The organism is Paenibacillus taiwanensis DSM 18679 (genome assembly GCF_000425125.1).
In the GTDB taxonomy this organism is placed as follows: domain Bacteria; phylum Bacillota; class Bacilli; order Paenibacillales; family Paenibacillaceae; genus Paenibacillus_B; species Paenibacillus_B taiwanensis.
The window spans coordinates 224,024-250,052 of the sequence record NZ_KE384310.1 but is presented as its reverse complement, the minus strand read 5'-3'; the positions used below and the strand labels follow the sequence as shown (position 1 = coordinate 250,052).

At 45.7% G+C, this 26,029-nt stretch carries 19 protein-coding genes; 9 read left to right on the top strand and 10 right to left on the bottom strand.

Annotation, left to right across the window (positions count from 1 at the left end):
- Window positions 1-273 precede the first annotated feature (273 nt).
- The 4 genes from H509_RS0123785 to H509_RS26530 form a co-directional block, all read right to left on the bottom strand.
- Complete coding sequence (locus H509_RS0123785; RefSeq protein ID WP_028547257.1) at window positions 274-1,251, bottom strand: diaminopimelate dehydrogenase; 978 nt, start codon at window positions 1,249-1,251, stop codon at window positions 274-276.
- A gap of 373 nt (window positions 1,252-1,624) precedes the next feature.
- Window positions 1,625-2,920 (bottom strand): hydroxylamine reductase, encoded by a 1,296-nt coding sequence (gene hcp / locus H509_RS0123780; RefSeq protein ID WP_028547256.1) that lies wholly within the window; start codon window positions 2,918-2,920, stop codon window positions 1,625-1,627.
- A 75-nt stretch (window positions 2,921-2,995) separates the two neighbouring features.
- Window positions 2,996-3,982, bottom strand: a complete 987-nt coding sequence (locus tag H509_RS0123775; protein ID WP_028547255.1) for a LacI family DNA-binding transcriptional regulator — start codon at window positions 3,980-3,982, stop codon at window positions 2,996-2,998.
- 253 nt (window positions 3,983-4,235) lie between these two features.
- Complete coding sequence (locus tag H509_RS26530; RefSeq protein ID WP_051287556.1) at window positions 4,236-4,967, bottom strand: N-acetylmuramoyl-L-alanine amidase; 732 nt, start codon at window positions 4,965-4,967, stop codon at window positions 4,236-4,238.
- 350 nt (window positions 4,968-5,317) lie between these two features.
- Here H509_RS26530 and H509_RS0123765 point away from each other — a divergent pair, with 350 nt between their 5' ends.
- The gene (locus H509_RS0123765; protein WP_028547254.1) at window positions 5,318-5,929 is read left to right on the top strand and encodes a hypothetical protein; all 612 of its coding nucleotides are present in this window, start codon (window positions 5,318-5,320) and stop codon (window positions 5,927-5,929) included.
- Between the two features lie 109 nt (window positions 5,930-6,038).
- Here the strand turns inward: H509_RS0123765 and H509_RS0123760 are convergent, their stop codons facing one another.
- Complete coding sequence (locus H509_RS0123760) at window positions 6,039-6,524, bottom strand: GAF domain-containing protein (RefSeq protein WP_028547253.1); 486 nt, start codon at window positions 6,522-6,524, stop codon at window positions 6,039-6,041.
- A 245-nt stretch (window positions 6,525-6,769) separates the two neighbouring features.
- Between H509_RS0123760 and H509_RS0123755 the strand changes: the two genes are divergently transcribed.
- Together H509_RS0123755 and namA are read left to right on the top strand one after the other, a co-directional pair.
- Window positions 6,770-7,708: an alpha/beta hydrolase gene (locus H509_RS0123755; protein ID WP_028547252.1), complete on the top strand. Its 939-nt coding sequence runs from the start codon at window positions 6,770-6,772 to the stop codon at window positions 7,706-7,708.
- Window positions 7,709-7,844: 136 nt separating this feature from the next.
- A complete protein-coding gene (namA, locus tag H509_RS0123750; protein ID WP_028547251.1) occupies window positions 7,845-8,855 on the top strand; it encodes an NADPH dehydrogenase NamA in 1,011 nt (336 codons plus the stop codon).
- Window positions 8,856-9,005: 150 nt separating this feature from the next.
- Here namA and H509_RS27005 read toward each other — a convergent pair whose 3' ends face one another.
- Entirely contained in the window at window positions 9,006-13,010 is a 4,005-nt protein-coding gene (locus H509_RS27005) for an S-layer homology domain-containing protein (RefSeq protein ID WP_051287555.1), read from the bottom strand.
- A 384-nt stretch (window positions 13,011-13,394) separates the two neighbouring features.
- Here H509_RS27005 and H509_RS0123740 point away from each other — a divergent pair, with 384 nt between their 5' ends.
- From H509_RS0123740 to H509_RS0123730, 3 genes are all read left to right on the top strand, one after another.
- Window positions 13,395-14,294, top strand: coding sequence for a manganese catalase family protein (locus tag H509_RS0123740; protein ID WP_028547250.1), 900 nt, complete (start codon window positions 13,395-13,397; stop codon window positions 14,292-14,294).
- Window positions 14,295-14,669: 375 nt separating this feature from the next.
- Complete coding sequence (locus tag H509_RS0123735) at window positions 14,670-14,855, top strand: hypothetical protein (protein ID WP_028547249.1); 186 nt, start codon at window positions 14,670-14,672, stop codon at window positions 14,853-14,855.
- Window positions 14,856-14,925: 70 nt separating this feature from the next.
- Window positions 14,926-15,423 carry a VanZ family protein gene (locus H509_RS0123730; RefSeq protein ID WP_028547248.1) on the top strand — a complete coding sequence of 166 codons (498 nt, stop codon included), beginning with the start codon at window positions 14,926-14,928 and terminating at the stop codon, window positions 15,421-15,423.
- Window positions 15,424-15,589: 166 nt separating this feature from the next.
- Here H509_RS0123730 and H509_RS0123720 read toward each other — a convergent pair whose 3' ends face one another.
- Together H509_RS0123720 and H509_RS0123715 are read right to left on the bottom strand one after the other, a co-directional pair.
- A complete protein-coding gene (locus tag H509_RS0123720) occupies window positions 15,590-16,771 on the bottom strand; it encodes a hypothetical protein (RefSeq protein ID WP_028547247.1) in 1,182 nt (393 codons plus the stop codon).
- Between the two features lie 171 nt (window positions 16,772-16,942).
- Complete coding sequence (locus tag H509_RS0123715; protein ID WP_245596241.1) at window positions 16,943-17,272, bottom strand: hypothetical protein; 330 nt, start codon at window positions 17,270-17,272, stop codon at window positions 16,943-16,945.
- 803 nt (window positions 17,273-18,075) lie between these two features.
- Here H509_RS0123715 and H509_RS0123710 point away from each other — a divergent pair.
- The 3 genes from H509_RS0123710 (at window position 18,076) to H509_RS0123700 (ending at window position 23,639) form a co-directional block, all read left to right on the top strand.
- A complete protein-coding gene (locus H509_RS0123710) occupies window positions 18,076-20,430 on the top strand; it encodes a ribonucleoside-diphosphate reductase subunit alpha (protein WP_028547245.1) in 2,355 nt (784 codons plus the stop codon).
- A gap of 122 nt (window positions 20,431-20,552) precedes the next feature.
- Window positions 20,553-21,605 carry a ribonucleotide-diphosphate reductase subunit beta gene (locus tag H509_RS0123705; protein ID WP_028547244.1) on the top strand — a complete coding sequence of 351 codons (1,053 nt, stop codon included), beginning with the start codon at window positions 20,553-20,555 and terminating at the stop codon, window positions 21,603-21,605.
- Window positions 21,606-21,761: 156 nt separating this feature from the next.
- Window positions 21,762-23,639, top strand: a complete 1,878-nt coding sequence (locus H509_RS0123700) for a bifunctional metallophosphatase/5'-nucleotidase (protein ID WP_028547243.1) — start codon at window positions 21,762-21,764, stop codon at window positions 23,637-23,639.
- A gap of 159 nt (window positions 23,640-23,798) precedes the next feature.
- On the opposite strand, the gene H509_RS26520 is transcribed toward H509_RS0123700, so the two are convergent.
- Both H509_RS26520 and H509_RS0123690 read right to left on the bottom strand, forming a co-directional pair.
- A complete protein-coding gene (locus H509_RS26520; RefSeq protein ID WP_036698752.1) occupies window positions 23,799-25,286 on the bottom strand; it encodes a methyl-accepting chemotaxis protein in 1,488 nt (495 codons plus the stop codon).
- Between the two features lie 38 nt (window positions 25,287-25,324).
- Window positions 25,325-25,888, bottom strand: a complete 564-nt coding sequence (locus H509_RS0123690) for a hypothetical protein (protein ID WP_028547242.1) — start codon at window positions 25,886-25,888, stop codon at window positions 25,325-25,327.
- Window positions 25,889-26,029: the final 141 nt, after the last annotated feature.

Genomic DNA, 26,029 nt, shown 5'->3' with positions numbered 1-26,029 from the left:
ATCCAACTACGATGGCATTTAGCGGCCTTGAATCCCCTAGACTGACCATAACCCAAACCACTTTATACGAAGTGGTTTATTTGTTTTTCATAGCGGCGCTTCGTTACGTAAGGAGTTAGGAAATAAACCGCCCTATATACATGCGCCTAAAAAGAAACACCTCCCTGTCATCGTAAGAACGATTCAAGGAGGTGTCAGCAGGATAGGCTAATCCGTTTCTATATGAGCAACTCGAAACGAGTCGTTCCCATTATGTTGTACGCTTAGATTAACTTACAGCAATCCTTGTCTCAGTTCTGCTGCCGATTTCGGTGACAACAGCCCAAACGGGATATCAAACACGGTACGCGCCCCGTTCTCGCCCCGTTGTGCCAGACGATAAGCTGCACGTGCATAAGCTACCAGTACGCTGGATGTAAACTCTGGATTGCTACCTAAATTCAAGCCAAACTCCATAATCTGCTTAGTGCCTTCGCCTGTAATCCCGCTGCGGAATACGAGTCCGCCATGAGGTATGGCGCTGTGATTGGCACGCAGTTCTTCTTCGGAAATGAAGTGTACAATCGTATCATAATCCGCAAAATAGTTCGGCATCGTCTTAATTTCTTGCTCAATACGTGCTTGATCTGCTCCGGCTTCAGCTACGACAAAGCACTCGCGCAAATGCTTGTCACGCGTCGTCAAAGTTGGATTGTCCCCGCGACGCACTTGAGCTACCGCCTCGTCAGAAGGAATTGTGTACTGCACGCCTGCTTGCACACCTTCGATACGACGGATCGCATCCGAGTGTCCTTGGCTTACGCCACGGCCCCAGAATGTATATTCATTGCCTTCAGGAAGCACAGCTTCAAAAAGAAGACGGTTCAAGGAGAACAAGCCTGGGTCCCAACCTGTAGAGATGACCGAAACATGTCCACTTGCTTCGGCTGCACGGTTCACGCTGTCAAAATATTCAGGGATACGGGCATGTGTATCAAAGCTGTCTACCGTATGGAAAAGCTCCGCTAATTGAGGGCCTTGCTCTGGAAGGTCTGTTGCCGAACCTCCACACAATAACATAACATCGATACGATCCTTATAAGAATGAGCTTCGCTTAAAGCCACTACCGGTACACTAGCTTGTACCGTTTCCGGTTGGCGTCGCGTAAAGACGGCCACAAGCTCCATGTCAGGATTTTGTCGAATGGATTGTTCGACCCCTCTTCCTAAATTACCATAACCCACAATACCAATACGAATCGGTGCTTGCATCTAAGCTCCACTCCTTTGTTCTACTGATCATCTTTTACTTCCATCTAGTATAAGGCAGACGGCCTGCTTTTTACAGCATAATCTTACAAGAAATGTCGGTTTACCGTACTTAAAATGCAAGAACACCCGTTCAACAACACAACTGCTCCTCTGCTTCATTTAGAACATCTAGCTCAGATCAGCGGGGCCCGAATGGCCTCTCCTGCACAAAAAAGTCCTCCTGAGCCGTTACTGCCGTTAGGCAAGGTTACGGCTCAGGAGGACGTGACGATAGGTGTATATATAATCATTACACCATTCTCTTTACAACATCCAATTTATAAGAGTAAGTACACTAATCAAATCAGGCAGACATTCCTTTGATCACGGCAGCTTAATGTGCCAGCTGCATCATCGTTTGAATATCCTCTTGCGCATCACCAATTAACTTTAATCCAAATGTCTCAACCAACACATCCATTACACCTTGCGAAATAAATTCCGGCGGCTTCGGCCCAATTCGGATATCTTGAATGCCCAAGCTAAACAGTCCGAGCAGGATAGCGACTGCCTTCTGTTCAAACCAAGAGAGGACGATTGACACCGGCAGCTCATTAACTGTGCAGCCAAATGCATCTGCCAAGGCTAGTGCGATCTTCACCGTAGAGCCCGAGTTGTTGCACTGGCCTAAATCGATGTAACGTGGAATATCTGTGCCAGGCACAGTGCCATAGTCCACATCATTAAAGCGGAATTTCCCGCATGATGTGGTCAGAATGACCGTTTCTGGCGGCAGTGATGTCGCCAGCTCGCGATAATATTCTCCGCCTTTGCCTGGAGCGTCACAGCCTGCGATAACAAAGAAGCGCTTAATCTGGCCCGCCTTCACCGCTTCAATAATTTCGGGAGCCAAGCCAATAACTGTCTCGTGATGATAGCCTGTTGTCAGCACTTGATCAGAGGATATCGTCATAGATGGCAGAGCTAAGGCTCTTTCTATTAATGGCGCAAAGTCATCGTTCTCTATCTTGGCGACCCCTTCTAAGCCTGCTACCTCATAAGAGAAGAAACGGTCCGCATACGTTCCCTTGATCGGCATTACACAGTTGGTAGTAGCCAGTATTGCACCTGGGAATTGTTCAAATAAACGACGTTGATCATACCAAGCCTTGCCGATATTTCCACGGAGATGACCGTATTTCTTCAAAGCCGGATAGCCGTGTGCAGGAAGCATTTCCGAGTGTGTGTATATATTGATGCCTTTTCCCTCCGTCTGCTTCAAGAGCTCCTCAAGTGCGTACAGGTTGTGACCTGTCACCACAATAGCATGACCTTCAACTGCATTTTGTGATACGGTGACTGGCTCTGGAATACCAAAACGATTCGTATGCGCCTGATCTAGCACATCCATAATACGAACGGCTGCACTCCCCACCTTCAACGCCATTTCAATATGCTCCTGCACGTTAAAGTTTGAATTGGTAAGTGTCATATATAAAGCTTCATGCGTAATACGATTCACTTCTGAATCTTCATATCCGAGCTGACGTGCATGCGTTGCATAAGCGGCGATTCCTTTTAAAGCGAAAATAATCGTATCTTGCAAACTGGCTACTGTCTCGTTCTTTCCGCAAACACCAATTACTTTGCATCCCCCGCTTGGTGTCTGTTCACATTGATAACAAAACATATCCGTTCCCCCTCACCTTGGATTGGTTGTTATATCCAGTTTATCAAGGGAAGCGATTGCAAATTGTGCGTACGATCACTTTGAATTTGAATCCTTTATGACAGGATGGACCGAATCACCTTGCACCAAGCTCACATAAATACGTTCGTGCTCCACCTCTTCTTCAGAAATAAGCTTAATCAATTGCTCAGCCGCAAGTGCGCCCCACTTTCGCTTCGAATAATCAATCGTTGACAAACGCGGTGTAGTGTAGTGTGTTAATTCAATATTGTCAAAGCCGATAATATGAATATGCTGTCCGATGACATAATTCGTTTCTTTTATGGCGTTATACAAGCCGATCGCCATCTCATCATTCAAGCAGAAGACAGCTGCCGGTTCTGTATACTCGCTCAAAATTTGTTCAGCGGCTGCCTGCCCTGCCGCCTTATTAAAGTCGCCTTGAATCGGTATGTACTCAAGCGGCTGATGACGCTCAACGGCTTGACGAACAGCCTGCAAACGCTGCATCGAATCAAACGAGGCGTCTGGTCCCGTGACCACATAAATTTTGCGGTGCCCCGCTTCTATGAGATATTCCATTGCCAATGTGGCTCCCGCTTTATTATCAAGTAATACCTGATTAATATGGGGATGGTTTAGTTCACGATCCAATACTACCAGCTTGTGACCGCGGTTTGCGTATTGAAGCAGTTCATCGCTTGGAAAAGAAGCATCCAACACAATCGCACCATCAATCATCCGCTCTGGCAACAGCCGGTGTGATTGAGCTCCGCTGCACACAATCAGGTCATACCCCTTTTTGTTGGCCACTTCTTTAATGCCTTGCAAAAGCTCACCGTAAAATGCTCCGTCAAAATCCGTTAGAAACGCCCCCACAATTTTGGTCTCCCGCTTCTTCAAATTGCGGGCGGCCGCGTTAGGTACATAGTTTAACTCTTTTGCAACTGCTAAGATGCGGTTACTTGTTTCCTCTGTTACTTTAGGGTTCCCGTTTAACGCATAGGATACCGTGGAGATGGAGACCCCCGCTTTCTTAGCGATATCTTTTATACTGACCACAACATTCGCCCCTATCGTTAATCCATCTTTTCCCTTAACTATACCAAATATATGTGCGCCTCCGGTAGCGTGCTTCACTGCCATTTTTAAACCTCTACTCCCGTTCATCTTCATTAAAAGAGGTTCCCTACTACCTTGCCCAGCAGACGCAGTCAAAAATCCCTCATGCTTATACAGTTCGTGACGAGCACCGACTGTATATTCAAAAGGGATCATCATCTCGCTTATCGGAGAGTACCGTGACGTCTACAGCCTACTTTGTCTTAATGTCTACCCTTCTCTCCGCTTGATTCCAACTTACCGTTGCACCAAGTGACTCCGCCACTGCTCTGACCGGCGCATACGTGGTCCCATTCATATTGATGCCCGGCGTAATCACTTGCCCGTCCACCGCTATAGTGACCGCATTCGGGTCAGAGGGCTTTTGAATCAAGCCGAGAGTTTTGGCAACCCCCAAAACATGACCGTTCACAAGCGCATCTATAACAGCAGGATTTTTGAGCTTGGCAGCATCCGAAGCCACATCAACAAAAAGATTTTCCGTGAGCACCGATGGCATCTTGCTCTCGCGCAGCATATGAAAGTTTTCTTTTTTTTGACCTCTATCGATTACCGAAAATGGTTTTAGTTGCGTCATCGTTTCCGTATGCAGCACATTTTGCAAATAAGCAGTCATATTATCCGATGTGCCTGAATACGTATAGGATTCAAACCCACCTGCCCCCCCACCTGAGTTGCAATGGATCGAAACGAGCAGGGATGCTTTAGCTGCATTCGCTAGATCAGTGCGTGCGCTTAACTCTACAAACACATCAGTTGACCGAGTCATATAACTGGTTACGCCAATGTATTGTGCCATTAAACGCTTTGCAGCCTCTGTTGCGATGCGCAGTGTGATGTCCTTTTCCATTAGTCCGTTGCCTACCGCCCCCGTATCGATACCGCCATGTCCCGGGTCCCAGACCACTATTTTGTTAGCCGCCATATTATAACACCACCCTGTTAAATATCCTCGGTTCGCCTCAACTATTTCTCTATCTATTGATAGATTATGTGAAATAGCTGCACATCAACAGTGTGTCAGCCCTGTCCCACAGCCCAATATACTCATATGGAATACCGCATCAACCCTATCATAAGTCACAGTTTGTAATGATACTGACAATGTCCTCCCCCTTAGTTAGGTACAAAAAAAGAGGTTCTCTAGTTACGAGAACCTGCTTTATGGTATCCCTTTGGCCATATGATCCCGTATATATCCGTCTTATGATACAATAGAAGGATATAAATGGACATTCATGCGGCTGCACGCCGATGATTCACCCTAAAGGAGGGTTGAACATAGATACAGCTAAATTAAATTTGTTACTTACCTATCTCATTTACGGCATGTCCGCCCTTGTAATTTTGTTCGCGGTGGTGGACACTTGTAACTATTTTGTATTTAAGAACAGGCTGTATCGCCCGATTAACAAGCTCATTGCAGAATGGAGAACGACGCTCTCGCCCCGTAATAAAGCGATTGATCTGATGACAGAGGGGCATTTATATGCCTACAGACAATTAGAGACGGACAAACTGACCGTCATTCACTATTACTTAAAAGGTTTTGAAGATGAGCCTAATGTGCCGCACCAGTTTACAGATCTGCTAACGAAAATTTTTATGCCGGTGATCATCCTGTTACTGGGGATATTTATTACGATCGGGTTTAATGCGTCCAGTCTGGTGAAAGCTCCCCCTAGCGAGCTTGAGCAGTGGATGAATTCGTTTACACCATATCTTACGCAAGCTATTGATTTATTTCCCTCCCTGATCGTATTGCTGGCAGCTTTGTTAGTCGCAGCATACACCAAGTCGGAAATTATTCATTCCCGTAAAAAATTAATGAATCAGCACCGTTTTATTATCGCAGATCAGCTTAAAGCGCGAGGTTCCCTTTCCTGACGATACGCAACCTGAAAAGACGCTTCAGCTAGGGTCAATCCCTTAGACTTAAAGCGTCTTCTGCTTATTTCACAACATTCGCCACTTGCAGGCAGCTGCTCTGTATAAGCTAACCTTCTCTCATTAACAACTGTGCAAGCTGCTCCAGCCATATCTGGTCGATTTCGTGAAAGCGTTCCTTGTTCGGACTGTCAATATCCAGTACACCGATCAAGCGGCCACCTTGTACTAGTGGGACTACGATCTCCGATCGCGAGCGTGCATCACAGGCGATATGACCAGGGAACTCGTGCACGTCAGCTACGACTAATGTCTGCTGTTTCTGTGCCGAAGTGCCGCATACCCCTCTGCCAAGTGGAATACGGACACAAGCTGGCATCCCTTGAAAGGGGCCCAGCACCAACTGTTTCGTTGCTTCTTCATATAAGTAGAAGCCCGCCCAGTTAATATCTTGAAGCCCGTGCCAGAGCAGCGCGGCTGCATTAGCCAGATTAGCGATCAGATTCGGCTCATCCTCGATAAGCGCGGCAAGTTGGGCGCGCAGCAAAGGATAATCTTGTTCCGGAACACCGCTGTACAAAGTAGGTTCAAACATGGGCATGACCTCTTTCTCGTTCATTTGCAATATTTTGACTACCAAGCATCTTTTCATCTATCGCCTGACTGACAATGCTCCTATCATAGCATAAATAAAGAATGGCAACTGCAAACTAGCATCGAACAGCACATCAAAAGCGCACTAAGAGCTCATTCATATCGTAGGTTTGTTTAAATGGGTGAGTTGAATGTTAATAGCGTGCAGCGTGTCCAGTCAAACACACTTATAGGAGGAACATAAGAATGAATACAACAACATTTACCCTCGAAGGTGCCAACGGTGGCCGAATTCACGTTTATAAATGGGAGACCGCACACAAAGACATGCCGACACGCGGCATTATTCAGATTGCACACGGGATGACAGAAACCGCACTACGTTACGAGCGCTTTGCAGCAGAATTAATTCAACAGGGCTACATTGTGTATGCAAACGATCACCGTGGTCATGGCAAAACAGCATCCAGCCCAGAACAGCTTGGGCACATGGACGAAGGGGATTTCATCGGGATGGTACATGATATGGGCCAATTAAGCCAATATATCCAAGAACGTCATCCGAATGTGCCGCTTGTATTGTTTGGCCACAGCATGGGCTCCTTCTTATCACAAATGTACATTACAAAATATGGACATTTACTGCATGGTCTAATTTTATCGGGCAGCAATGGACCACGTGGACTCGATCTGTCCGCAGGTGTCCGTATATCCCAAGTCATCCGTGCTCTTAAAGGATCTGCACACCGCAGTGAACTTATTAACAATTTAGCTTTCGGTGGATTCAACCGCAGCTTCAAACCAAGCCGTACGCCATTTGACTGGCTTAGTCGGGATGAAGAGGAAGTCCAGAAATATATCGATGATCCTATGTGTGGTTATGTGTGCACAGTCGGATTCTATTATGAATTTTTCCGTTTCCTAAAAGAAGTGCATCATCCTTCCACCTTGGCCAAAGTACCTTTACAACTGCCCGTTCTAATCGTATCCGGTAGTCAAGACCCTGTAGGTAACTTCGGCAAAGGACTCCACAAGCTCGAACGTCTGTACAAGCAGCTTGGTGTTCAAGAGGTAACGCTTATTTTGTATCCGGGGGCCCGTCACGAACTGCTGAATGAGACGAACCGCGACGAGGTGACTAGTGACTGCATCGGATGGTTGAACCGCCTGTTGCCGCGATCATAATGCGCGTTCAACGTGATCATAATGTGCGTTCAATTAGATAGGTTTGTATCGCTCTCGCAGACAAAGGTATAATATAGTAGTTGGACTTCATACAAACGTTTTCTATAAATGGAATAAGGATGGAGGTAGTAGAGTTATGCCAAGTTTGTTAGATCCATTGACGATTCGCGAGGTTACCTTCCCTAACCGGATTGTGATGTCACCGATGTGTATGTACGCGTGCAAAGAGGAAGACGGGAAAGTGAATGATTGGCACTTGGTGCACTATACTTCCCGTGCTGTTGGTCAAGTAGGCCTCATTATCGTCGAGGCATCTGCTGTACAAGCGAACGGGCGCATTAGCGCGCAGGACTTGGGTATATGGAGCGATGAGCATATAGAAGGCTTGCGCCGGCTCGTGGAGATGGTGCATGCTCAAGGTGCTCGAATAGGCATACAGCTTGCGCATGCAGGACGTAAAGCGACGGTTTCTGGAGCTATCGCACCGTCTGCTGTTCCGTTTAGTGAAGCGTATGCCGTGCCAGATGAGATGACGCAGGAAGATATCCGCAAGACGATCAAGGCTTTTGCAGACGCTGCACGCCGCGCTGAATTAGCAGGCTTTGATGTAGTCGAAATTCATGCTGCGCATGGTTATTTGATTAATGAATTTTTGTCTCCATTAACGAACAAACGGTTGGACGGTTATGGCGAGAATATAATCGGCCGTTATCGTTTCTTAGAAGAAATTATTGATGCTGTTCGTCATGTATGGACAAAGCCACTCTTTGTACGAATCTCTGCACATGAATACCACAAGGATGGCAATACACTGGAAACGTTTATTGATTACGCTCGTCGCATGAAATCACAAGGTGTCGATCTCATTGATTGTAGCTCAGGTGCAGTCGTGCCCGCGGATATTAACCTGTTTCCAGGGTACCAAGTTCCCTATGCTGAAGCGATACGCCAATCTGCGGGAATCGCAACCGGAGCTGTAGGTTTGATCACAGAGCCTGCACATGCCGAGGACATCGTACGTAATCATCGTGCCGATCTGGTACTGCTCGGTCGTGAGCTGCTGCGTGATCCATACTGGCCTCTCCGTGCCTCAAAGGAACTTCACGCAGACATTCCCGTGCCAAAATCGTACGTGCGCAGTTGGTAACGAGATACTACGACGTATTTTTAAATAGATACAGCTTCTTAGATATAAAATAACCTTCACCCCAAAGAAATGAGGTGAAGGTTATTTGCATTTAAGCTTTCTTTACACGTTTGTGCTCAAAGGTGCAGCAAATGAAAGCAGAATTTTATTTTAAATAAAATGCAATTGCTGTAGCATGCGGCGAACAACTGCCGCCACTTCAGCCCGCGTCATATTGTCCTTTGCTCCAATATGATCACCGCTGCCTTTTACAATACCATGTTGAATGCTGGCTGCAACCGAATCTTGTGCCCACATGCTCACTTGTGACCCATCCTTAAAAGCTTGAAGCTGCAACTGAGGTTCACGATCTGTCATCTTCATACCCGGATTCATCAGCTTTGCCGCTCTCATCAAAATAACGATAGCTTCCTCACGACTAATGTTGTCATTCGAACGGAAAGTGCCATCCGCATACCCTTGAATTAACTGGTATTGTGAAGCGATTGATACAGCATCGTAATACCAAGCAGCAGAAGCAACATCCTTAAAGCTGTCTTGGCCTGTTCCGCTGTTCATCAAACCTAATCCCTTGACGACTATAGCCGCAAATTCTGCACGTGTAATATCGCGTTGAGGTTCAAAACGGTTATCACTTGTTCCCGTTACGACCAAACGTGAACCTAAATCATTCACTTCCGCCTGTGCCCAATGTTGATTCATATCGTCAAATGACAGCGGATTCCACACGACCGCAAACGTACCATTAATACGATTATTCATTTTTACAAAGACGTTACCGTCAACCTTCGTGACTACAGTTGGAATATGAGATAACGTACCATCTTTATTCAAAAATACAGCTGTTGTTACTTGCGCCGCATCCGTTTGCTTAGGCAGGGCAACCATCCGCTCCACATAACCGTTATGTTTGCTAAGCGCTATCGTTTGAGTACCGTAAGAAGCCGTTACCTCGAAGCGAGTTGGTTCACCAATCAGCTTATAATGCTGCTTTTCGGCCGCAAGCTCAACCGCACGTGCTCCTTCACCTGTTGCCTTCTGAATGTTAATTTTATATTGGATGTCGCTTGGCTTCGCTTTGTCGCCAAACGAAGTCGCAATGGCGCTATCATCCAGTTGAGACAACGGCAGCTTGTATATGCCTTGTGTTGTTTTCATTTCCAACACCGCTTGTTGCTGCTTCAACTGGCTGACGATGTTTCCGTTAAGGATCGTCGTTCCATATCCGGCATCAACAAATGGTACCGTAATGACTGCATTGGAGCCTGATTTGCTTAGCAGGTCTGCCAATTTAGAAGGATCAAGTGTAAATGAAGTTGTCTTTTGACCGTCCTTTTCCACGATCTCAACGGTTCCACCCAATTCTTTCTTCCCATTGACCTCTATGTTTGCACTTTTATCTGCTGGTGTAGGGCTAACGACAACATGACCATTTCCACCCGACGTTGCTGGAGCAGACGGTGTTACAGCTGGCGATGGTAAAGAAGCCGTCCCAGCTCCGTTAGCATTCATGGCACTCACCGTAAACGTATACGCTGTTCCATTTGTTAAGTTCGGGACTGTAGCCGTTGTGGCCTTCACATGAACAACGACATTGCCTGGTTGAGCCGTCAATACATAAGATACAATTGGACTTCCTCCATTATCAACAGGCGCTTTCCATTGTACAGTTGCTTGGCCATTGCCCGCAGTTGCGATAACGTCTGTCGGCGCGGCAGGGACCGTGCTAGGTACAGCACTTGCTTCAAACGATGCAGGGCCATCTCCCCCCGCTGTCGTAGCGCGAACAACAAAATAATAGGTTGTGCCATTAACAAGCGGAGTGACATCATAGCTGTACACATTCCCCGTTACAGTAGCTGTTTCTGTTCCATAGGCACCTTGTACCGTACTGCTGTAAATCTTATAAGCGGCAGCCTGTTCTACACCGCCCCAGTTCAGTGTGACCTTGCCGTTCCCTGCAAGGGCCGTCAAATAAGCAGGAGCATTAGGTGCAGGTACTTGCGGTGTTGCCGTAGCTTCATTGGAGCTTGCACTTTCTACCTTGCCCGCAACTGCCTTGACGACAAAGTAGTAGGTTATGCCGTTCGCTAAATAGTTCAGTTCATAATTGTATACGGAGCCTGTCACCGTAGCTACCTCTGCCCCATAGGAGCCCGATGTCGTACTGGCATAGATTTTATACGAAGTCGCCTCTGGAACTCCTCTCCAAGTTAATGCCACTTTACTGTCCCCTGCAATGGCAGTTAGCGCGGTCGGAACGGAAGGAATGATTACCCCCGTCAGGTTCAAAGCTGAACTTACAACTGGTGCAAGGCCTTCTGATTGGAAAACTACTTGAGCCCCCGTGACGTCGTTAACGTAATCTGGCAGCAAGCCACTAAAGGAAACTGTTCCAGCTCTTGCTATGACGGTTGCTGTGCCCTTGAGCTTCCAGTCGCCACTGTCCTGCTTCGACACGGTTACACGTGTAGAATAATCACTTGTCACCACGTTACCATATCCATCTGTAAGGTGAAGCACGGGCTGTTGCCCAAAAGGCTGGCCATAATCTGCTGGAGCTGCAATATCTCGCTGCAGGAGAAGCTTCTCCTTTGAAGCAAGCGGCGTAATCGTTACCTTATTTGTTAGTGGTGTCTTGACATCTGCGACGCTGAATTGAATTTGCTGCCTGGCAGCATGGTGCAACTGCAAGGGAACGATTGCTTGTCCATCTACAAAGTTCACGGGCACTACTTGACCAGCACCAGCTGCGTCTGCATCAAGTATCGTGCCATTAAAGCTGCCATAACTGCCATCTGGGGCAGCGGACACACCTGATATCGTTACGTTTTTTGTACCGCTAAAACCGGTATATACTTGACTGAAGGCGTCCTGTACACGAAGTTGAACATTAGCAGCTTCTTTAGTTAAAGGCCTCGCTTTATCCACACTCGCTTCTACAACAGAAGCTTCCGCAACTACCTGATATCGAGCTACTATGCTGCCCCCAAGCATAAAGCCTAAATCTTTCAGTCCATCTGCATTAAAGTCTGCAATATATAATTGCGTGGCACCGCTAGTTGTTTTAAAGCTAGAATCAGGAACTCCCTTGAATAAACCTTGACCTGCATTCAGGTAAATAGACGTATTTTTTTCACTATAAGCAATCATATCTGCCCATGTATCATTATTCATATCCGATAAGGCTACATGATTATATTTGTTGTTCGTTGATTTAGTGATCACTTTCTTATCAAAGGACGCTCCAGTGCTGGTAAACAGTATAATTTCGTTGTCTACAGGCTCATTATAAGCTCTCGAGCGAAGCAGTATAAAGTCTGTTTTTCCATCCTTATTAACATCACTGACATCTACAGCAAGTCCGTATAACTGATCACTAAAGTCAGCCTTCACCATTCTGAACTGGCCCGTGCCGTCACCATATCCGATAACGTATCCGCCACCCTGAACCAAGTTTGCCCCCACAAAATCGAGGTTTCCATCTCCGTCAAAGTCCCCAACTCTTGTTGTAGCATTGCCGCTATTAATTTTTCCCAAATCGAGTCCAATATCACGGATCTGAGAGAACGAAATATGATTCGCAACTGTTGTGTTATTAATACCTAAGTATGCTTTATTTCCAGCAAACCACAATACGTCCGTCTTGGAATCGTTATTAAAATCTCCCGTCACAATGCCCATACCATAGAAGGCAACTTGATTCATCGTATACGTCGATCCTATTTTGGTATACTTCATCGGAAAGCTTGACGTTTCGTCCCATGCGTAAACGTTGTTAGGACTTACACCAGACCCATTAGGTCCTCCCGTTATAAAATCAAGATCCCCATCGCCATCCAAATCAGCCAAAGCCGTCGCATAAAAGGGATCTGCCTCTGGGATAACAGAAGCATCTGCAGCCTCTTGATGTGGAGAGCCTGCAAGATCAAGCACTACACCGACCTTCTTGGTATAAGCACCTCCGACAAGATCCAGCTTGCCCGAATGTGTGATATCTCCAATTGAAATCGTATCATTTCTCATACTTGTTATTGCAATTGTTGCATCATTCGGGCTAAATTGCACCGATTGCGCATAACCCTTTTCCGGGACGAGCAGCTGCAAAAAAGCTAAGCTGCAGGACAACCATATAATAAGCATTTTTTTAGACATGAACTTATCTCCTGTTCTATGTATGTAATAAAACATCATAATTCGACATATTACTGGACAACCTCTAAAAAAATACTGAACAGAAGGTCTTTTGATCCATATAAATATAGACTTGTATAGGAAAAAAAGCACATTTTCTAGTTTTATATCTAAATACCGCCTTATATAGCGCCATATATTTTTTGGTCTTTGGTTTAGATATTGGAAAATTTTAATTTGGAGATCTACTCCACTGTTCAATTTGTCATAGGACGAATATGGCTTCGCATAGGTGTTAAACGATGAGTGTCGTTGACGTAAATTACCGAACCCAAAGTCGGCGGCTAGAAGCCGACTATTCACTGCACATACATTTGAGCTTGATACCCTAAAGGAGGTCATGACGTGTTTAAGCGTATCAATCGATTGGCTATTGAATTGCCTACGCCAAAAAATGGGGACCCCAATGCAGCGGCTGCTGTACAGGAGCTGCTAGGCGGAAAATTCGGAGAAATGTCGACTTTAAATAACTATTTGTTCCAATCCTTTAATTTCCGGCAAAAAAAGAAACTCAAGCCATTTTACGACATTGTAGCAAGTATTACCGCTGAAGAGATTGGGCATGTCGAATTGGTTGCGAATACGATTAACCTCGTATTGGCTGGTTCGACCACTCCAGGAAATCCCAATTCTACGCCGCTTGCCGTCGGTAAAAATGCTCGTAATACGTATCAATTTATTGCAACTGCCCAGACTGCACTTGCAGGCGACTCGATGGGCAGGCCTTGGGCTGGTGACAACGTCTTTAATAGTGGCAATCTAGTATTGGACCTGCTTCATAATTTCTTTTTGGAATGTGGAGCACGCACCCATAAAATGCGAGTGTATGAGATGACGGACCACCCCACTGCCAGGGAGATGATTGGTTATTTGCTTGTGCGAGGGGGCGTGCACATTGTGGCTTACGCCAAAGCGTTGGAAATTGCTACTGGCGTAGACGTAACCAAGATGCTGCCTATTCCCGATTTGGATAATCGTCAATTTGAGACCACACGTAAATTTGAAGACATGGGGCTTGGGCGTATCTTATATACGTGGAGTGATAACGACTACAAAGATATTGGATTGATCTGGAGCGGCAAGCACCCGCTAGACGGCGGTCCGCTTATAGTCAAGGAAGGGACGCCAGAAGGGGCCCCTATCCCTGACTTAGAAGATCTGCCAGAGGAATTTGCTCCGGGGATTTCGCAGGAGGACTTTAACGAAATTGTTAAGCGCCTGAAAAAAAATGCCGGCATTCCTTAACTCCTCCGACATGCCCTGAACGATAACATATTTGTGAAGCCGCAACTCTGCTGTCTCCTTTTCTGCTTGACGTCTATGTTGACCTTGCCCTCTCCCGCCATATTGATATAGCTTTGCCATAATTCAAGCGCGCGCAGACCTTTAGTTAGTTCTATAAAGCGTCTGCGCTTTTTATATAAAGAAGCATCATCATAGTATAATCCCCATAATGCCCCCGTTCCACATACAAAACATGAACATATGTACAAAGTCATACCAAAATATACATCTTATCTTTTCATTTGACAGGTTTGTATAAGGAGCGTATTGCTCTAAATGCTCACAAATGATAGTCTAAAAATGATAACTGCATTTGATGCAAAGTAGGTGGAAACGATGACAGAAGAAAATCAACCTAAAAAGGTGAATTTGGCTGACGCCATGAAGGAAATGCTCGCAAAGAAGAAACAACAGCAACACGACCAGAAGGGCAACTTTCAGGGCAATGCAGGTACCAAAGCGTTAAAAAGTCAAAATACGAAAAAGCCGAACAACCAACGACGCCGCACAGGCGGGTCCTAGTCCAGCACTAGCGTAGCCGAATTCCGCATCTTACGGGGTTCGGCTGCTTGTGTTATAAAGGAGTTATCATATGACCGTTTTGCATAAACGCAGCTTTTTTATTTGGCTTATACTAGCCGTTTTGTGGATGGGTTTTGTATTTTATAAATCTTCACAGACCTATGCGGATCAAGACTTGCGCCCTTCGTTTGCAGCTTTTATTACGGAGGAGACACTCCAGAAGTACATTCCACATATCGAATTTGACTATGACGGCCAGCACGTAACCTGGAAGCAGCCTTACGATTTTGTAGAGTATTTTATAAGAAAGGGAGCGCACGTTGCTGAATTTGCACTGCTCTGCTTCCTCATTGTGAAGACGTTATATGCGACCTCACTCTCGGCCCCAAGCACGATCGCGATTAGCGGCGTTGTTGCTTTTTTGTACGCCTGCTCAGATGAGTGGCATCAATCTTTTGTGCCTGGACGAACGGGCCATTTTCAAGATGTATTGGTCGATTCAATCGGGATTGCCCTTGTAATGTTAGGGTTCTGGTTGGCGAGAAAACGTAGAAGAAAGCCCCATTAGGTAACAGAAAAAGGAGCCGCAACGTCATGTTGTGACTCCTTTTTCCTATTGGACATGCTCACATCCAAAACATCAAATACAAACATGCTTAAACCGCCGACACCCTCAACAGAGCCAGATTCCCGCAAGCATTGCATACGCTTGCCTTGTTACCACCAGCGCCTTATCATTTCATCTGCCGCTTCGGTGATACTGTCACACCTGGATAACCAAGCGACGTCAATTGTCCACGTGTCATATACAGCCGCTCGTTTAACACTTGGCTATTGTCAGGTGTCAACTCGACTCGATGCTTATCTGCACGAATACCATAACGGTATTGCGACGCCAGCACATTTTCCGCTTCCACCTTCCACCCCATCGCATCCGCAAGCGGCTTCACGGGAATCCATAACGTGCCACCCCGTTTATAAGTAAAAGGAACCTCTATCTCTTTGCCGCCGATATGCACCACATGCTCCATATCTTTAGTAATCGCCACTGTTTTTAAGGGCAATGCAGCGATATCGAGATCCTTATCCAACTCTGGAGCTTGTTCAAGCTGCTTCCACTTCTGATCTGTAAACAACGCACGTTCCGCCTCATCGGTCAATAGATGGGACATCTGCGTCTGAAAGTCATATACCCATTCCAGTCGCTGCGGTTCATTTTGCACATACAACATCTTACCTTCAGCAGCACGGTAGCCCCTCATCGTACCATTCAGAACATAGCTCCACTGCGCAGTAGCAGGGTTGTATATGGATATCTCATTTTGCTTTCGGTTCTCGCTGTAACGATTGACTAACAACCGATTATCGGGCATCCACACAGCCTTCGTGTACAACGTAGACGTGTACCATTCGGCCACTTCCCCAGAAATCTGATCTTTTAACCAATAACTTTTGAGACGACTGTAGCCGCTGCCATTGGTCGATAGAACAGGTCTCCAGAAGTCATGATTAGTCAGCGCCCATCTGCCGCTAGGCGAGTCCTCGTAGGCTTGCCCCTTATGGATCGTGCCATCCTTCACCTCATAATAGAAATGAACAAACGGACTCATATCATTTCTCGCTTTAGGATTCAGGATAATGCCGGGGGCTGCTTGCCCGCTGTCGTATATCCCCCCAATCTTATCGTCCCAGCGCATTAATGTTCCGTCTGGTGCACGTTCAATGACCAAATTACTCGCGGCTGTACGATCATATACGCTCACGTTGTAAAAAAGCGTTCCATCTATTTCATTTCGATAGCCTATTGATTGATACTGAATCTTCGATTGCACCGTCGATTCTGATAGTGCCTGCAACATACGTTGTTGACCCTGGTCTGATTCCGCCTTAGCCGGGGCGGCATCAACTAACAGCATAAGACATAACGCTGCCAGCGTTATCCAACGCAGGCTCCCCGATTTAGCATAATGAGTACTATGAGTATTTATAGCGTCCACTCCTTGCTATTCCCTTTCGAATCTATCTAGTTAGACGCCATGTCGAGTCAAAGGTTGCAGGAGGCTCGGCGAAAAAGGATATGTGATCTTCTAGTCATCCCGTTTTTTGCGGCGACGTAAGGATAGTCCTCCAAAGCCACTTATAATTGCTATGTAAAAACCAAGATCATAAGCCCATCCCGTATTAAATATTTCATACACACGAATATCCGATTTAAACAACCCTATAATCAAACTAATGGGCGCGACCCAACCATGCCATATCCCCCAAAAAAAACCTGCTGGATCAGCAGCACTGTAGCTGCCATCTCCCGGCACACAGCCAGACAGCATGACCATCGAAAATAAAGCTGCGATGAGCATCACCCCTCTTGCCCCAATGAGTGGCCTAACTGTCATTACTCGCTTTTGACTTTTCATGTTATTTGTCTCCTTTCAATTGCGTTCCGTGTTTTTACACCGCGTTATTACAATACATGCATGCATTCATCAGCCATCCTGTTAGCCAAGTACACCCACTTCTTGATTTTAATCCCTATAATATATGACGAAATGTTTTAGAATAAAACGTGGCCTCTGACCTTAATTACCCTTCTCAGATGCTTGCATAAACAAGTGCCGTAAGCTGCTTTCTTTACACCCAAACCCACGTATGAATTATGAAAAAATATGCGCTATCATCTATTAGTTTCAATAAAAGTGAAAAACGGAAGTTATCCACATTGTGTATAATTCGTAAATTACCTTTATCCGTTAATTATCCACACTTGTTTATAACTATTGGATAACTTATTTCCGAATAATATTTCCCTATTTTTTATTAAATATATGTAAATTATATGTTAAATAACTATGAAAATCTTTCAAGACAACCACAACAACAGAAAACGCTCCCTATCAGCCTGTCCCAATCTTATCCACACTTGTCCACATAAGATCTGTATCACCTACAGCCTATTTACACACCCTATATGTTGTAGTATATTTACGGAAGTTCAACAATATATTGAATTTCCCGCATTTCCCATCCTTAATTCTCCTTAAATCACCTGTTTATCTTTATCTAATCCCACACTCCCTTATTTTAGAGCTTAAGGAACTGCACATAAAGCATGCACAAGCTGCCGCTGTACAGAACAGTTGTACATAGAGGTGATTTATTTGCGTGCCAACCCGCTGTGCCCAAATAGAACAAATACGACTCGCTATAAGGAGGAACTAAGATGTTTACGCCACCTGTTCGCACTGTGCATACCGTATTAAAACCTAACAATCGTTCGCTTACATTTGATGAAGACCGCTTCATACGTTATAGCGAGCGTATGTTAGAAGACTATCCGCATCTGGATCGTTCCCGTTGGCATCGCAGCGTTATGAGCAAGCTCCGTCAGCCGTCTGTACATGCGTCAGATATTACACAAGCCTGCATCATGACTGCGTTAGAACTTGTCACACGCGAGCAGCCTGACTGGAAGTTTGTAGCCGCCCGCTCCTTACTGACGAAATTGTATAAGGAAGCCGCCCTTAACCGCAGTTACAAGGCTTATGCTGATAAGCCTTATGGCGATTTCCTGAAGCTTATTCGCTCCCTTGTTACGACCGGGGTCTATCGTGAAGAATTGTTGCTGTGTTATACACCTGAGCAAATTCGTGAATTAGGTGCGACAATCGCCCCCCAGTGCGATGAGCTGTTTGACTATATTGGCTTATTAACACTGCGTGAGCGCTATTTGGCAGCCGACTTTGAAGGACGTACGATGGAGCTTCCGCAAGAGAGGTATATGGTAATTGCCATGTACTTGATGCACAAGGAACCCGAAGAGCGCCGTGTGCAATTGGCCAAAGAAGCTTACTGGGCTATGAGCAACTTATACATGACGGCCGCTACGCCTACAATGGCCAACGCTGGCAAAAAAGTAGCCGGCCAGCTGTCAAGCTGCTTTATTGACACCGTTGACGATTCCTTGGAAGGCATTTTTGATTCCAATACAGCGGTGGCTCGCCTGAGCAAGATGGGCGGCGGAATCGGTGTCTATTTAGGTAAAATTCGCGCACGCGGCTCCGACATACGCGGCCATAAAAATAGCAGTTCCGGCGTTATCCCGTGGATTCGCCAGCTGAACAATACAGCGGTCAGCGTTGACCAGCTTGGCACACGTAAAGGTGCAATTGCTGTGTACTTGGACGTATTTCATAAGGACATCCTGTCTTTCCTCGACTTGAAACTAAATAACGGCGACGAACGGATGCGCGCTCATGACATTTTTCACGGAATTAGCATTCCAGACTTATTTATGGAGGCTGTAGAGCAGCGCGAAGATTGGCATCTGTTTTGCCCACATGAAGTAAAGAAAGTGATGGGATGGACAGACGACAACGGCCGGCCAGTTGGCTTGGAAGATTTTTTTGATGAGAAACTTGGCGAAGGTACCTTCCGCGAGCGATATGCGGAGGCAGTGGCGAACCCTCGTTTGTCCCGTATTACGCTGCCAGCCATCGATATTATGAAGCGTGTTCTCAAATCTCAATTGGAAACAGGCACACCATACATGTTCTATAAGGATTGTGCAAATCGTAGTAACCCCAATCAAGCACATGGCGTAATATATAGTTCAAATCTATGTACTGAGATTATGCAAAATCAGTCGCCGACTGTTGTGGAGCAAGAAGAGCTTGTTGTTCGCGATGGGCAGACTCGAATTGTCATTACCAAAGTTCCTGGCGATTTTGTAGTTTGCAACTTAAACTCGATCCATTTAGCCCGTGCTGTTCGTGCAGATGTACTGGAGAGACTTATTCCGATTCAAGTACGCATGCTGGACAATGTCATTGACATTAATAACATTGAAGTGCTGCAAGCCCAATACACCAATCATCGCTATCGGGCAATTGGACTCGGCACCTTTGGTCTCCACCATCTCTTGGCACTCGAAGGGATCGCTTGGGAATCCGAGGCGGCAGTAACCTATAATGATCACCTATATGAAAAAATACATTACCTTGCGATCCAATCCAGCATGGCATTGGCCCGAGAGAAGGGAGCTTATCCACTCTTTCAGGGTTCACAATGGGAGTCTGGACGTTATTTTGAACAGCGCGACTATACAACAGCTAACCGCCCAGGTCTATACGTGTCCACTGAGCAATGGCGGAAGCTTGCAGACGCGGTGAAAGAGTATGGCTTGCGTAATGCATGGCTAATGGCAGTAGCTCCTAACGGCTCAACGTCTATTATTGCAGGCTCCACGGCGAGTGTTGATCCTGTATATGAACTTCTAAGCTACGAAGAGAAAACGACCTATAAGATTGCCAATCCAGCTCCAGATTTGTCCGAGAAAACAATGTGGTACTACAAGACGGCATTCCACATTGATCAGCATTGGTCGATCCAAATGGCAGGGGCACGTCAACGCCACCTGGATCAGGGGCAAAGCTTTAACCTGTATGTGCGTCCCGATATTCGAGCGGTTGAGTTCTTGGCGCTGCACCTTCACGCATGGAAGGCTGGACTGAAATCAACCTATTACGTTCGCAGTCAAGCCCTTACTGTAGAAGAATGCGAAGCTTGCAGTTCCTGATGTTGTCGATCCATCTGTTCCGCTTTCACACGAAGAAATAGCTGAATTGCTCGCGATCGCACGATCTGCATCGTTTATACGCCTTATCATGATGCAGCCAACACTAGAAAGGAAGTGCTCGTATGACCTTGCTTCCTGAACAATTAGGCCGCCAGCTTATCTTTAATACGGAAGCACCAAACAAATCAACACGCATCATTAACGGGCAATGCTCCGGTATCTTGAATTGGGATGATATTCGCATGCCACACATGTATAAATTATATAAAGTGCTGCTCCTGAATCATTGGATTGCAGATGAGATTCCGATGTCAAAAGATGCGCAGCAATTTCCATTGCTTGCTCCGGAAGAGCAACAAGCGTTTAAGATCAACATTTCCCTTTTGGCAGTGCTTGATTCGATGCAGACGATGTTTGTTGGTGACGTAAAAAGTTACTTTACAGATTCTTCTCTTGAGGCTATTGCCGCAATTATTGCCCAGCAAGAAGTTGTGCACAATCAATCATACTCCTACGTGCTCTCATCGATAGTTTCCTCCGAGGAACAAAAACAAGTGTTTGAATATTGGAAGCACGATCAAGTGCTATTGGAACGTAACCGCTTTATCGCTGACATTTATCAAAAATTCCGCAACAACGCCACTCCGCAGACGTTTTTTGAAGCGCTTGTGGCCGACTTAATTTTGGAAGGTATTTTCTTTTATAGTACGTTTGCCTTTTTTTATAATCTGGCTCGCGATCAGAAGATGATGGGGACAAGTCAGATGATTTCCTATATTCAGCGTGACGAGAATCAGCATTGTTATTTCTTCGGAGAAGTATTTAAGCAGCTATTAGTGGACTTTCCGGAGTTAAACTCAAATGAGAATCGAGACTATGTGTACAAAACTATCGATCGTGCTGTTGAATTGGAAACCAACTGGGCCTACTACACCCTAAATAACATCACTGGCATTGACTTACGTGAATTGTCCGCTTACATCAAGTATATCGCCAATCGCCGCTTGTCTATGATGGGCATGGACAAAGCATATAATGGCGTTGATGTGAATTGTATGCCTTGGATCAAGCCGTTCTCTGATGAAGCTTTAAACGCAACAAAGACCGATTTCTTCGAAGCCAAATCCCGCAACTATGGTAAAGTAGGCGACGAGAATGGCTTTGATGAATTATAAATTTGACTTTAGACTGGGCATCCTTAATTTAGATCCAGCTCGTGAACAATATGAACTTAACAATATATTTAGGTTACGCTTACAATTGCTGCATATATTCACTTAGCAGCTTATGATACCATCTATTTGTACGAGCAAAATTATTGGAGGTGTCATATGATTCGGACCAACAAACTTGGACTCACATTATCTTTAACCGCCATTCTGGCCTCCGTTATCGCAGGACCACTGGCAGCTGCCCCTTTGCAGCCCATTCAACATACGGACTGGATGCAGCAGAAGGCTTACATCAACGGTGCCAATGACGGGCTCGCATTAGAACGTCCAATCACATTGGTAGAAGCTGTCGTAGTTCTGGCTCGCGTACAAGGAGAAGAAGCTAAAGTCAAAGCAGTGGATACATCCGTTAAGGGCAGTTGGGCAGCCCGTGCTTTAACATGGGCCAAGCAAAGCAGCATCGTAAACACGGAGCAGTGGACACGCCTACATAAGACTGCCGATGCGGCTACACTGAACGCAGTTGCCAAGCAAGCCGGCATCGAATTAAAGCTGGATGGCAGCACAGTAACTAGACAAGCGTTTATCGACGCGCTTGGAGAAGCCATCACGCTCCATCTCACGATCGGGCATACCAATGATGTCCATGGACATATTATGGATGATGAAAAAAATAAAGAAATGGGTTATGCCAAACTAGCTACCCTTATGAAATCTCTCAAAGCCGAGAACCCGAACACGATGCTTGTTGATGCAGGAGATATGATTCAAGGTACTATATATGTGAACTTATCCAAAGGCGAAGCAGCTGCCAAGCTTGTGAACCCGCTCGGCTACGATTTTATGGTGGCAGGCAATCATGAATTTGACTTTGGTCATGAACAGCTCGTCAAAGTATCAAAGATGTTCCAGTTTCCTGTATTAGGGGCTAACGTCTTTGATGCTAAAGGTGATCCTTTGCTCAAGCCCTACGTCATCAAAGAGATCGAAGGCAAGAAATTTGCGTTCCTTGGCTTAATTACCGAAGAAACTCCAATTGTGACGCATCCTGACAATGTCAAGGGATTAAAGTTCCTTAATCCGGTGACCGTTGCTAAGGAATGGGTTCCTAAGCTACAGCAGATGGCCGATCAAGTGATCATCGTCTCGCACTCCGGCTTGACTGAGGATCGTGAAATCGCGAAGCAGGTAAAAGGAGTAGACCTGATTATCGGTGGTCATTCCCATACCAAATTAAGCACACCAGAAGTTGTAAATGGTGTTTACATCGTACAAGACTGGGAATATAGCAAATCCCTTGGTCGTGTCGATATGTACTATCATAATGGAGAAGTTGTGCATTTCTCCGGAGGGTTAATTGAATATAACAAAGATATTAAGCCGGATGAAGAAACAGCAGCACGAGTTGCCGAACTGCAAAAGAGTACGGATTCGTTGTTAAATGAAAAAATTGCAAAAACGGCGGTGAAGCTGGAAGGCGACCGTACAAAGATCCGTGCCGAAGGAACCAATCTCGGCAATCTAATTGCAGACGCGATGCTGGAACGTACCCGTTCCATGCCAGGCTTCGAGGCAGATGTTGCCTTGACTAATGGCGGCGGCATCCGTACAACGATCCAAGCAGGCGATATTACGAAGCGTAACTTGTATGATGTACTGCCATTCCCGAACACGCTTGCTGTAGTAGAAGTAAAAGGCAGTGAGCTGCGAGCTGCTCTTGAAAGTGGTGTCAGCGAGATCGAGTCTGGCGCAGGGCGTTTCCCTCAGATTGCAGGTATGTCCTTCACTTTTGATATGAAGCAGAAGGCGGGCAGCCGTGTGACCGACGTTAAAGTAGGCGGTAAAGCGCTTGAGGATAACAAAACTTATCGTGTTGCTACCAATGATTTCATTATTGCAGGTGGAGATGGATACTCCATGCTCAAGAAGGATGCGCTAAATACAGGCGTAACCTTATATGAGGTCGTAGAAGATTATATCATCAAAAAAGGCGACGTATCTCCTAAAGACGACGGACGGATCAACAAGCTTAAATAAACTACTTAAATAAACAATTAGGAGATGCTCTCTATCAGGCATACAATTTAGAGACTCCCCCTCTAGGCAGAGCATTCCTTACCCCTAGCCTAATCAAATAATAGAAAGAACCTTCATGCCCCATTTACATGAGCTTGAAGGTTCTTTATTATGATTGATTTAAGGACGTGTATCCTCTTCTGCCAGCTTATTCAAAGCTGTAACCCGTTCATCCAGCCGTCCATAGCCTTGAACTAGTGCATGGATCTGACTATCCTGATGCTCCATACTGGCCAGCACTTCTTCAACAGCACCCATATGCTGCTCCGTACTGCTTGCAATGGACACCATACTGTCTGACATCAAGCCATATTGCTCCTTCAACTCCGCAACCGCAGTACGCATCAGTTCTGCTTGCTTGTTGACCTGTTCCGTGTTGCCTGAGATGTCCTTTACGATCTTCTCTACCGCTTGCGTAGCTTGTGCGCTGGACAAGACTGATCCTTCGCCGCGATTGACATGTCCCGCTGCAGCAGTAATTTGCTGACGTATCGCTTCCAAGATGGAGGCGATCTCTTCTGTCGCTTGCTGGGTATGATCCGCCAGCTTGCGTACTTCACCCGATACAACAGCAAAACCTTTACCGTGCTCACCTGCACGAGCGGCTTCAATCGCTGCATTTAACGATAACAAATTCGTCTGCGCAGATATTTCACTAATCGTACTTACGATGCTGCCCACTTTTTCTGTCTGCGTGCTTAAAGCGTTCATAATTTGCACCGTCTCACGCACCATCGTTTGGACACGGCGCATTTCTTGTACCAACGTCTCAATCTCGGCATTCCCTTGCCCTGCAAGCTTTAGCGTCTCCGACGATACACCGTCTAACTGCTCAGTCCCCTGAACTACATGACTAAGAGACTGCTCCACCAACTGCACAGAGTCATTAATATGATGAATATTAACGGTCTGCTGCTCAATCGTCGAAGAAATTTCAGCAAAAGTGGATGTCACCTCACGGGATATATTGCTAGTCGTCACTACCCGTTCTTTCTGCTCCTGACTGAAATTGTTCAGTATCGATACTGAGCTATGAATTTCAGACAACATGTCCTCTGCCCGCAGCTTAGCTTTCAGTGCCTCCGTACTATGCTCCAGAACTTGCTTTTGGAGCCGTTCGCTGAAAATAGCAGCCGCACATAAAGCGATCGTAGCGAACGCAAGATACAACAGCAAGTAAAGCAGCGGTTCCTTCTTATACAACACCTCATGAATAACAGGATCGTAAAATACATATATAGTTGCAATCGCACTCAGCACTCCCGCTGTAAGTACAGGGCGATAATTGGAGTACAGCGCCATCACACCCATATTTACATAAAACAGCACATATGTACTAAATATCGGATTAGGGTCCGATTTGATCAGAAATACCGTCAGCCCTGTCATAATGACAGGTATCAAATACATAATGGAGCCTGGTGCTATACGCTTGTATGTCATAAATGTAGCCACACCACAAGCAAGCGTACCAATAACAGCTAACATATAAAGCATGCTTCCTGTCACGTTAGCCGCGAGATTCGCCGCGATGCCAAGTCCAAGCATCCCCCAAATAATTTTAACGAGTAGCCTATTTCTTAGATCCAATATGGAAAGTTCGTTCAAAGAAGACGACCTACTTTCTAAAGTATAAAATAGTAAGACTAGACTACCACTGTATTATTGCTTACAGAAGGTGCTGTGTCGGCAATTATCCAAGAATAGAGGTGCTTGTTCCTTCTGACCTTGCCTACATCTATAATCGTTGGTATGACATCATCTCCTTTATAGGCGACACGATCAGATATTTGACGCATGGGAATTTGAAAGGATACCCTCAGCGCACGTGCAAATACGGGCTCCAACAGACAAACAAAGTAATCCTTATCGTGCTTGTCCGCGTAGTGCAGCATTGCAGAAATTAAGCGGGCTATATTCGGCCCGCGATGTTCCCTAAGAAGCGCCACTTTATCTATTTCCACGACACGAGCTGGCAATGCCATCTCCGGTTGGTCTTGGAAATCAGCGACGCGGTGAATCGGATTATTTGTTAAATGGTACGGTTTATATTCGATAGTTCCCACACAATGACCTTGTTCATTCGTAATGAGCATCTGGTGCAGCACTTCTTGATCAGATTCCAATTCAAACCCTTTCTCTTTCCATACGGTTCTCCAGATTGATTGGAACATAGAGGCTTCTACAGAGTTGCGGACATAAATATACACAGGAAGCACCTCTCCACTCTCATTTTCTATTTATATAAGTACATGTTCGTTGGTACATCCAAACTATAAGTTATTTTCCATTCCAACACACTAGGTCTATATTCTTAGTTCAGTTGTAACCACTTATTGCTTTAAAGTATA

Coding starts and splice junctions, on each gene's coding strand:
- H509_RS0123785 (WP_028547257.1), bottom strand. CDS start 1,251: ATGCAAGCACCGATTCGTATTGGTATTGTGGGTTATGGTAATTTAGGA.
- hcp (WP_028547256.1), bottom strand. CDS start 2,920: ATGTTTTGTTATCAATGTGAACAGACACCAAGCGGGGGATGCAAAGTA.
- H509_RS26530 (WP_051287556.1), bottom strand. CDS start 4,967: ATGGCGGCTAACAAAATAGTGGTCTGGGACCCGGGACATGGCGGTATC.
- H509_RS0123760 (WP_028547253.1), bottom strand. CDS start 6,524: ATGTTTGAACCTACTTTGTACAGCGGTGTTCCGGAACAAGATTATCCT.
- H509_RS0123755 (WP_028547252.1), top strand. CDS start 6,770: ATGAATACAACAACATTTACCCTCGAAGGTGCCAACGGTGGCCGAATT.
- namA (WP_028547251.1), top strand. CDS start 7,845: ATGCCAAGTTTGTTAGATCCATTGACGATTCGCGAGGTTACCTTCCCT.
- H509_RS27005 (WP_051287555.1), bottom strand. CDS start 13,010: ATGTCTAAAAAAATGCTTATTATATGGTTGTCCTGCAGCTTAGCTTTT.
- H509_RS0123735 (WP_028547249.1), top strand. CDS start 14,670: ATGACAGAAGAAAATCAACCTAAAAAGGTGAATTTGGCTGACGCCATG.
- H509_RS0123730 (WP_028547248.1), top strand. CDS start 14,926: ATGACCGTTTTGCATAAACGCAGCTTTTTTATTTGGCTTATACTAGCC.
- H509_RS0123720 (WP_028547247.1), bottom strand. CDS start 16,771: ATGCTGTTAGTTGATGCCGCCCCGGCTAAGGCGGAATCAGACCAGGGT.
- H509_RS0123715 (WP_245596241.1), bottom strand. CDS start 17,272: ATGAAAAGTCAAAAGCGAGTAATGACAGTTAGGCCACTCATTGGGGCA.
- H509_RS0123710 (WP_028547245.1), top strand. CDS start 18,076: ATGTTTACGCCACCTGTTCGCACTGTGCATACCGTATTAAAACCTAAC.
- H509_RS0123705 (WP_028547244.1), top strand. CDS start 20,553: ATGACCTTGCTTCCTGAACAATTAGGCCGCCAGCTTATCTTTAATACG.
- H509_RS0123700 (WP_028547243.1), top strand. CDS start 21,762: ATGATTCGGACCAACAAACTTGGACTCACATTATCTTTAACCGCCATT.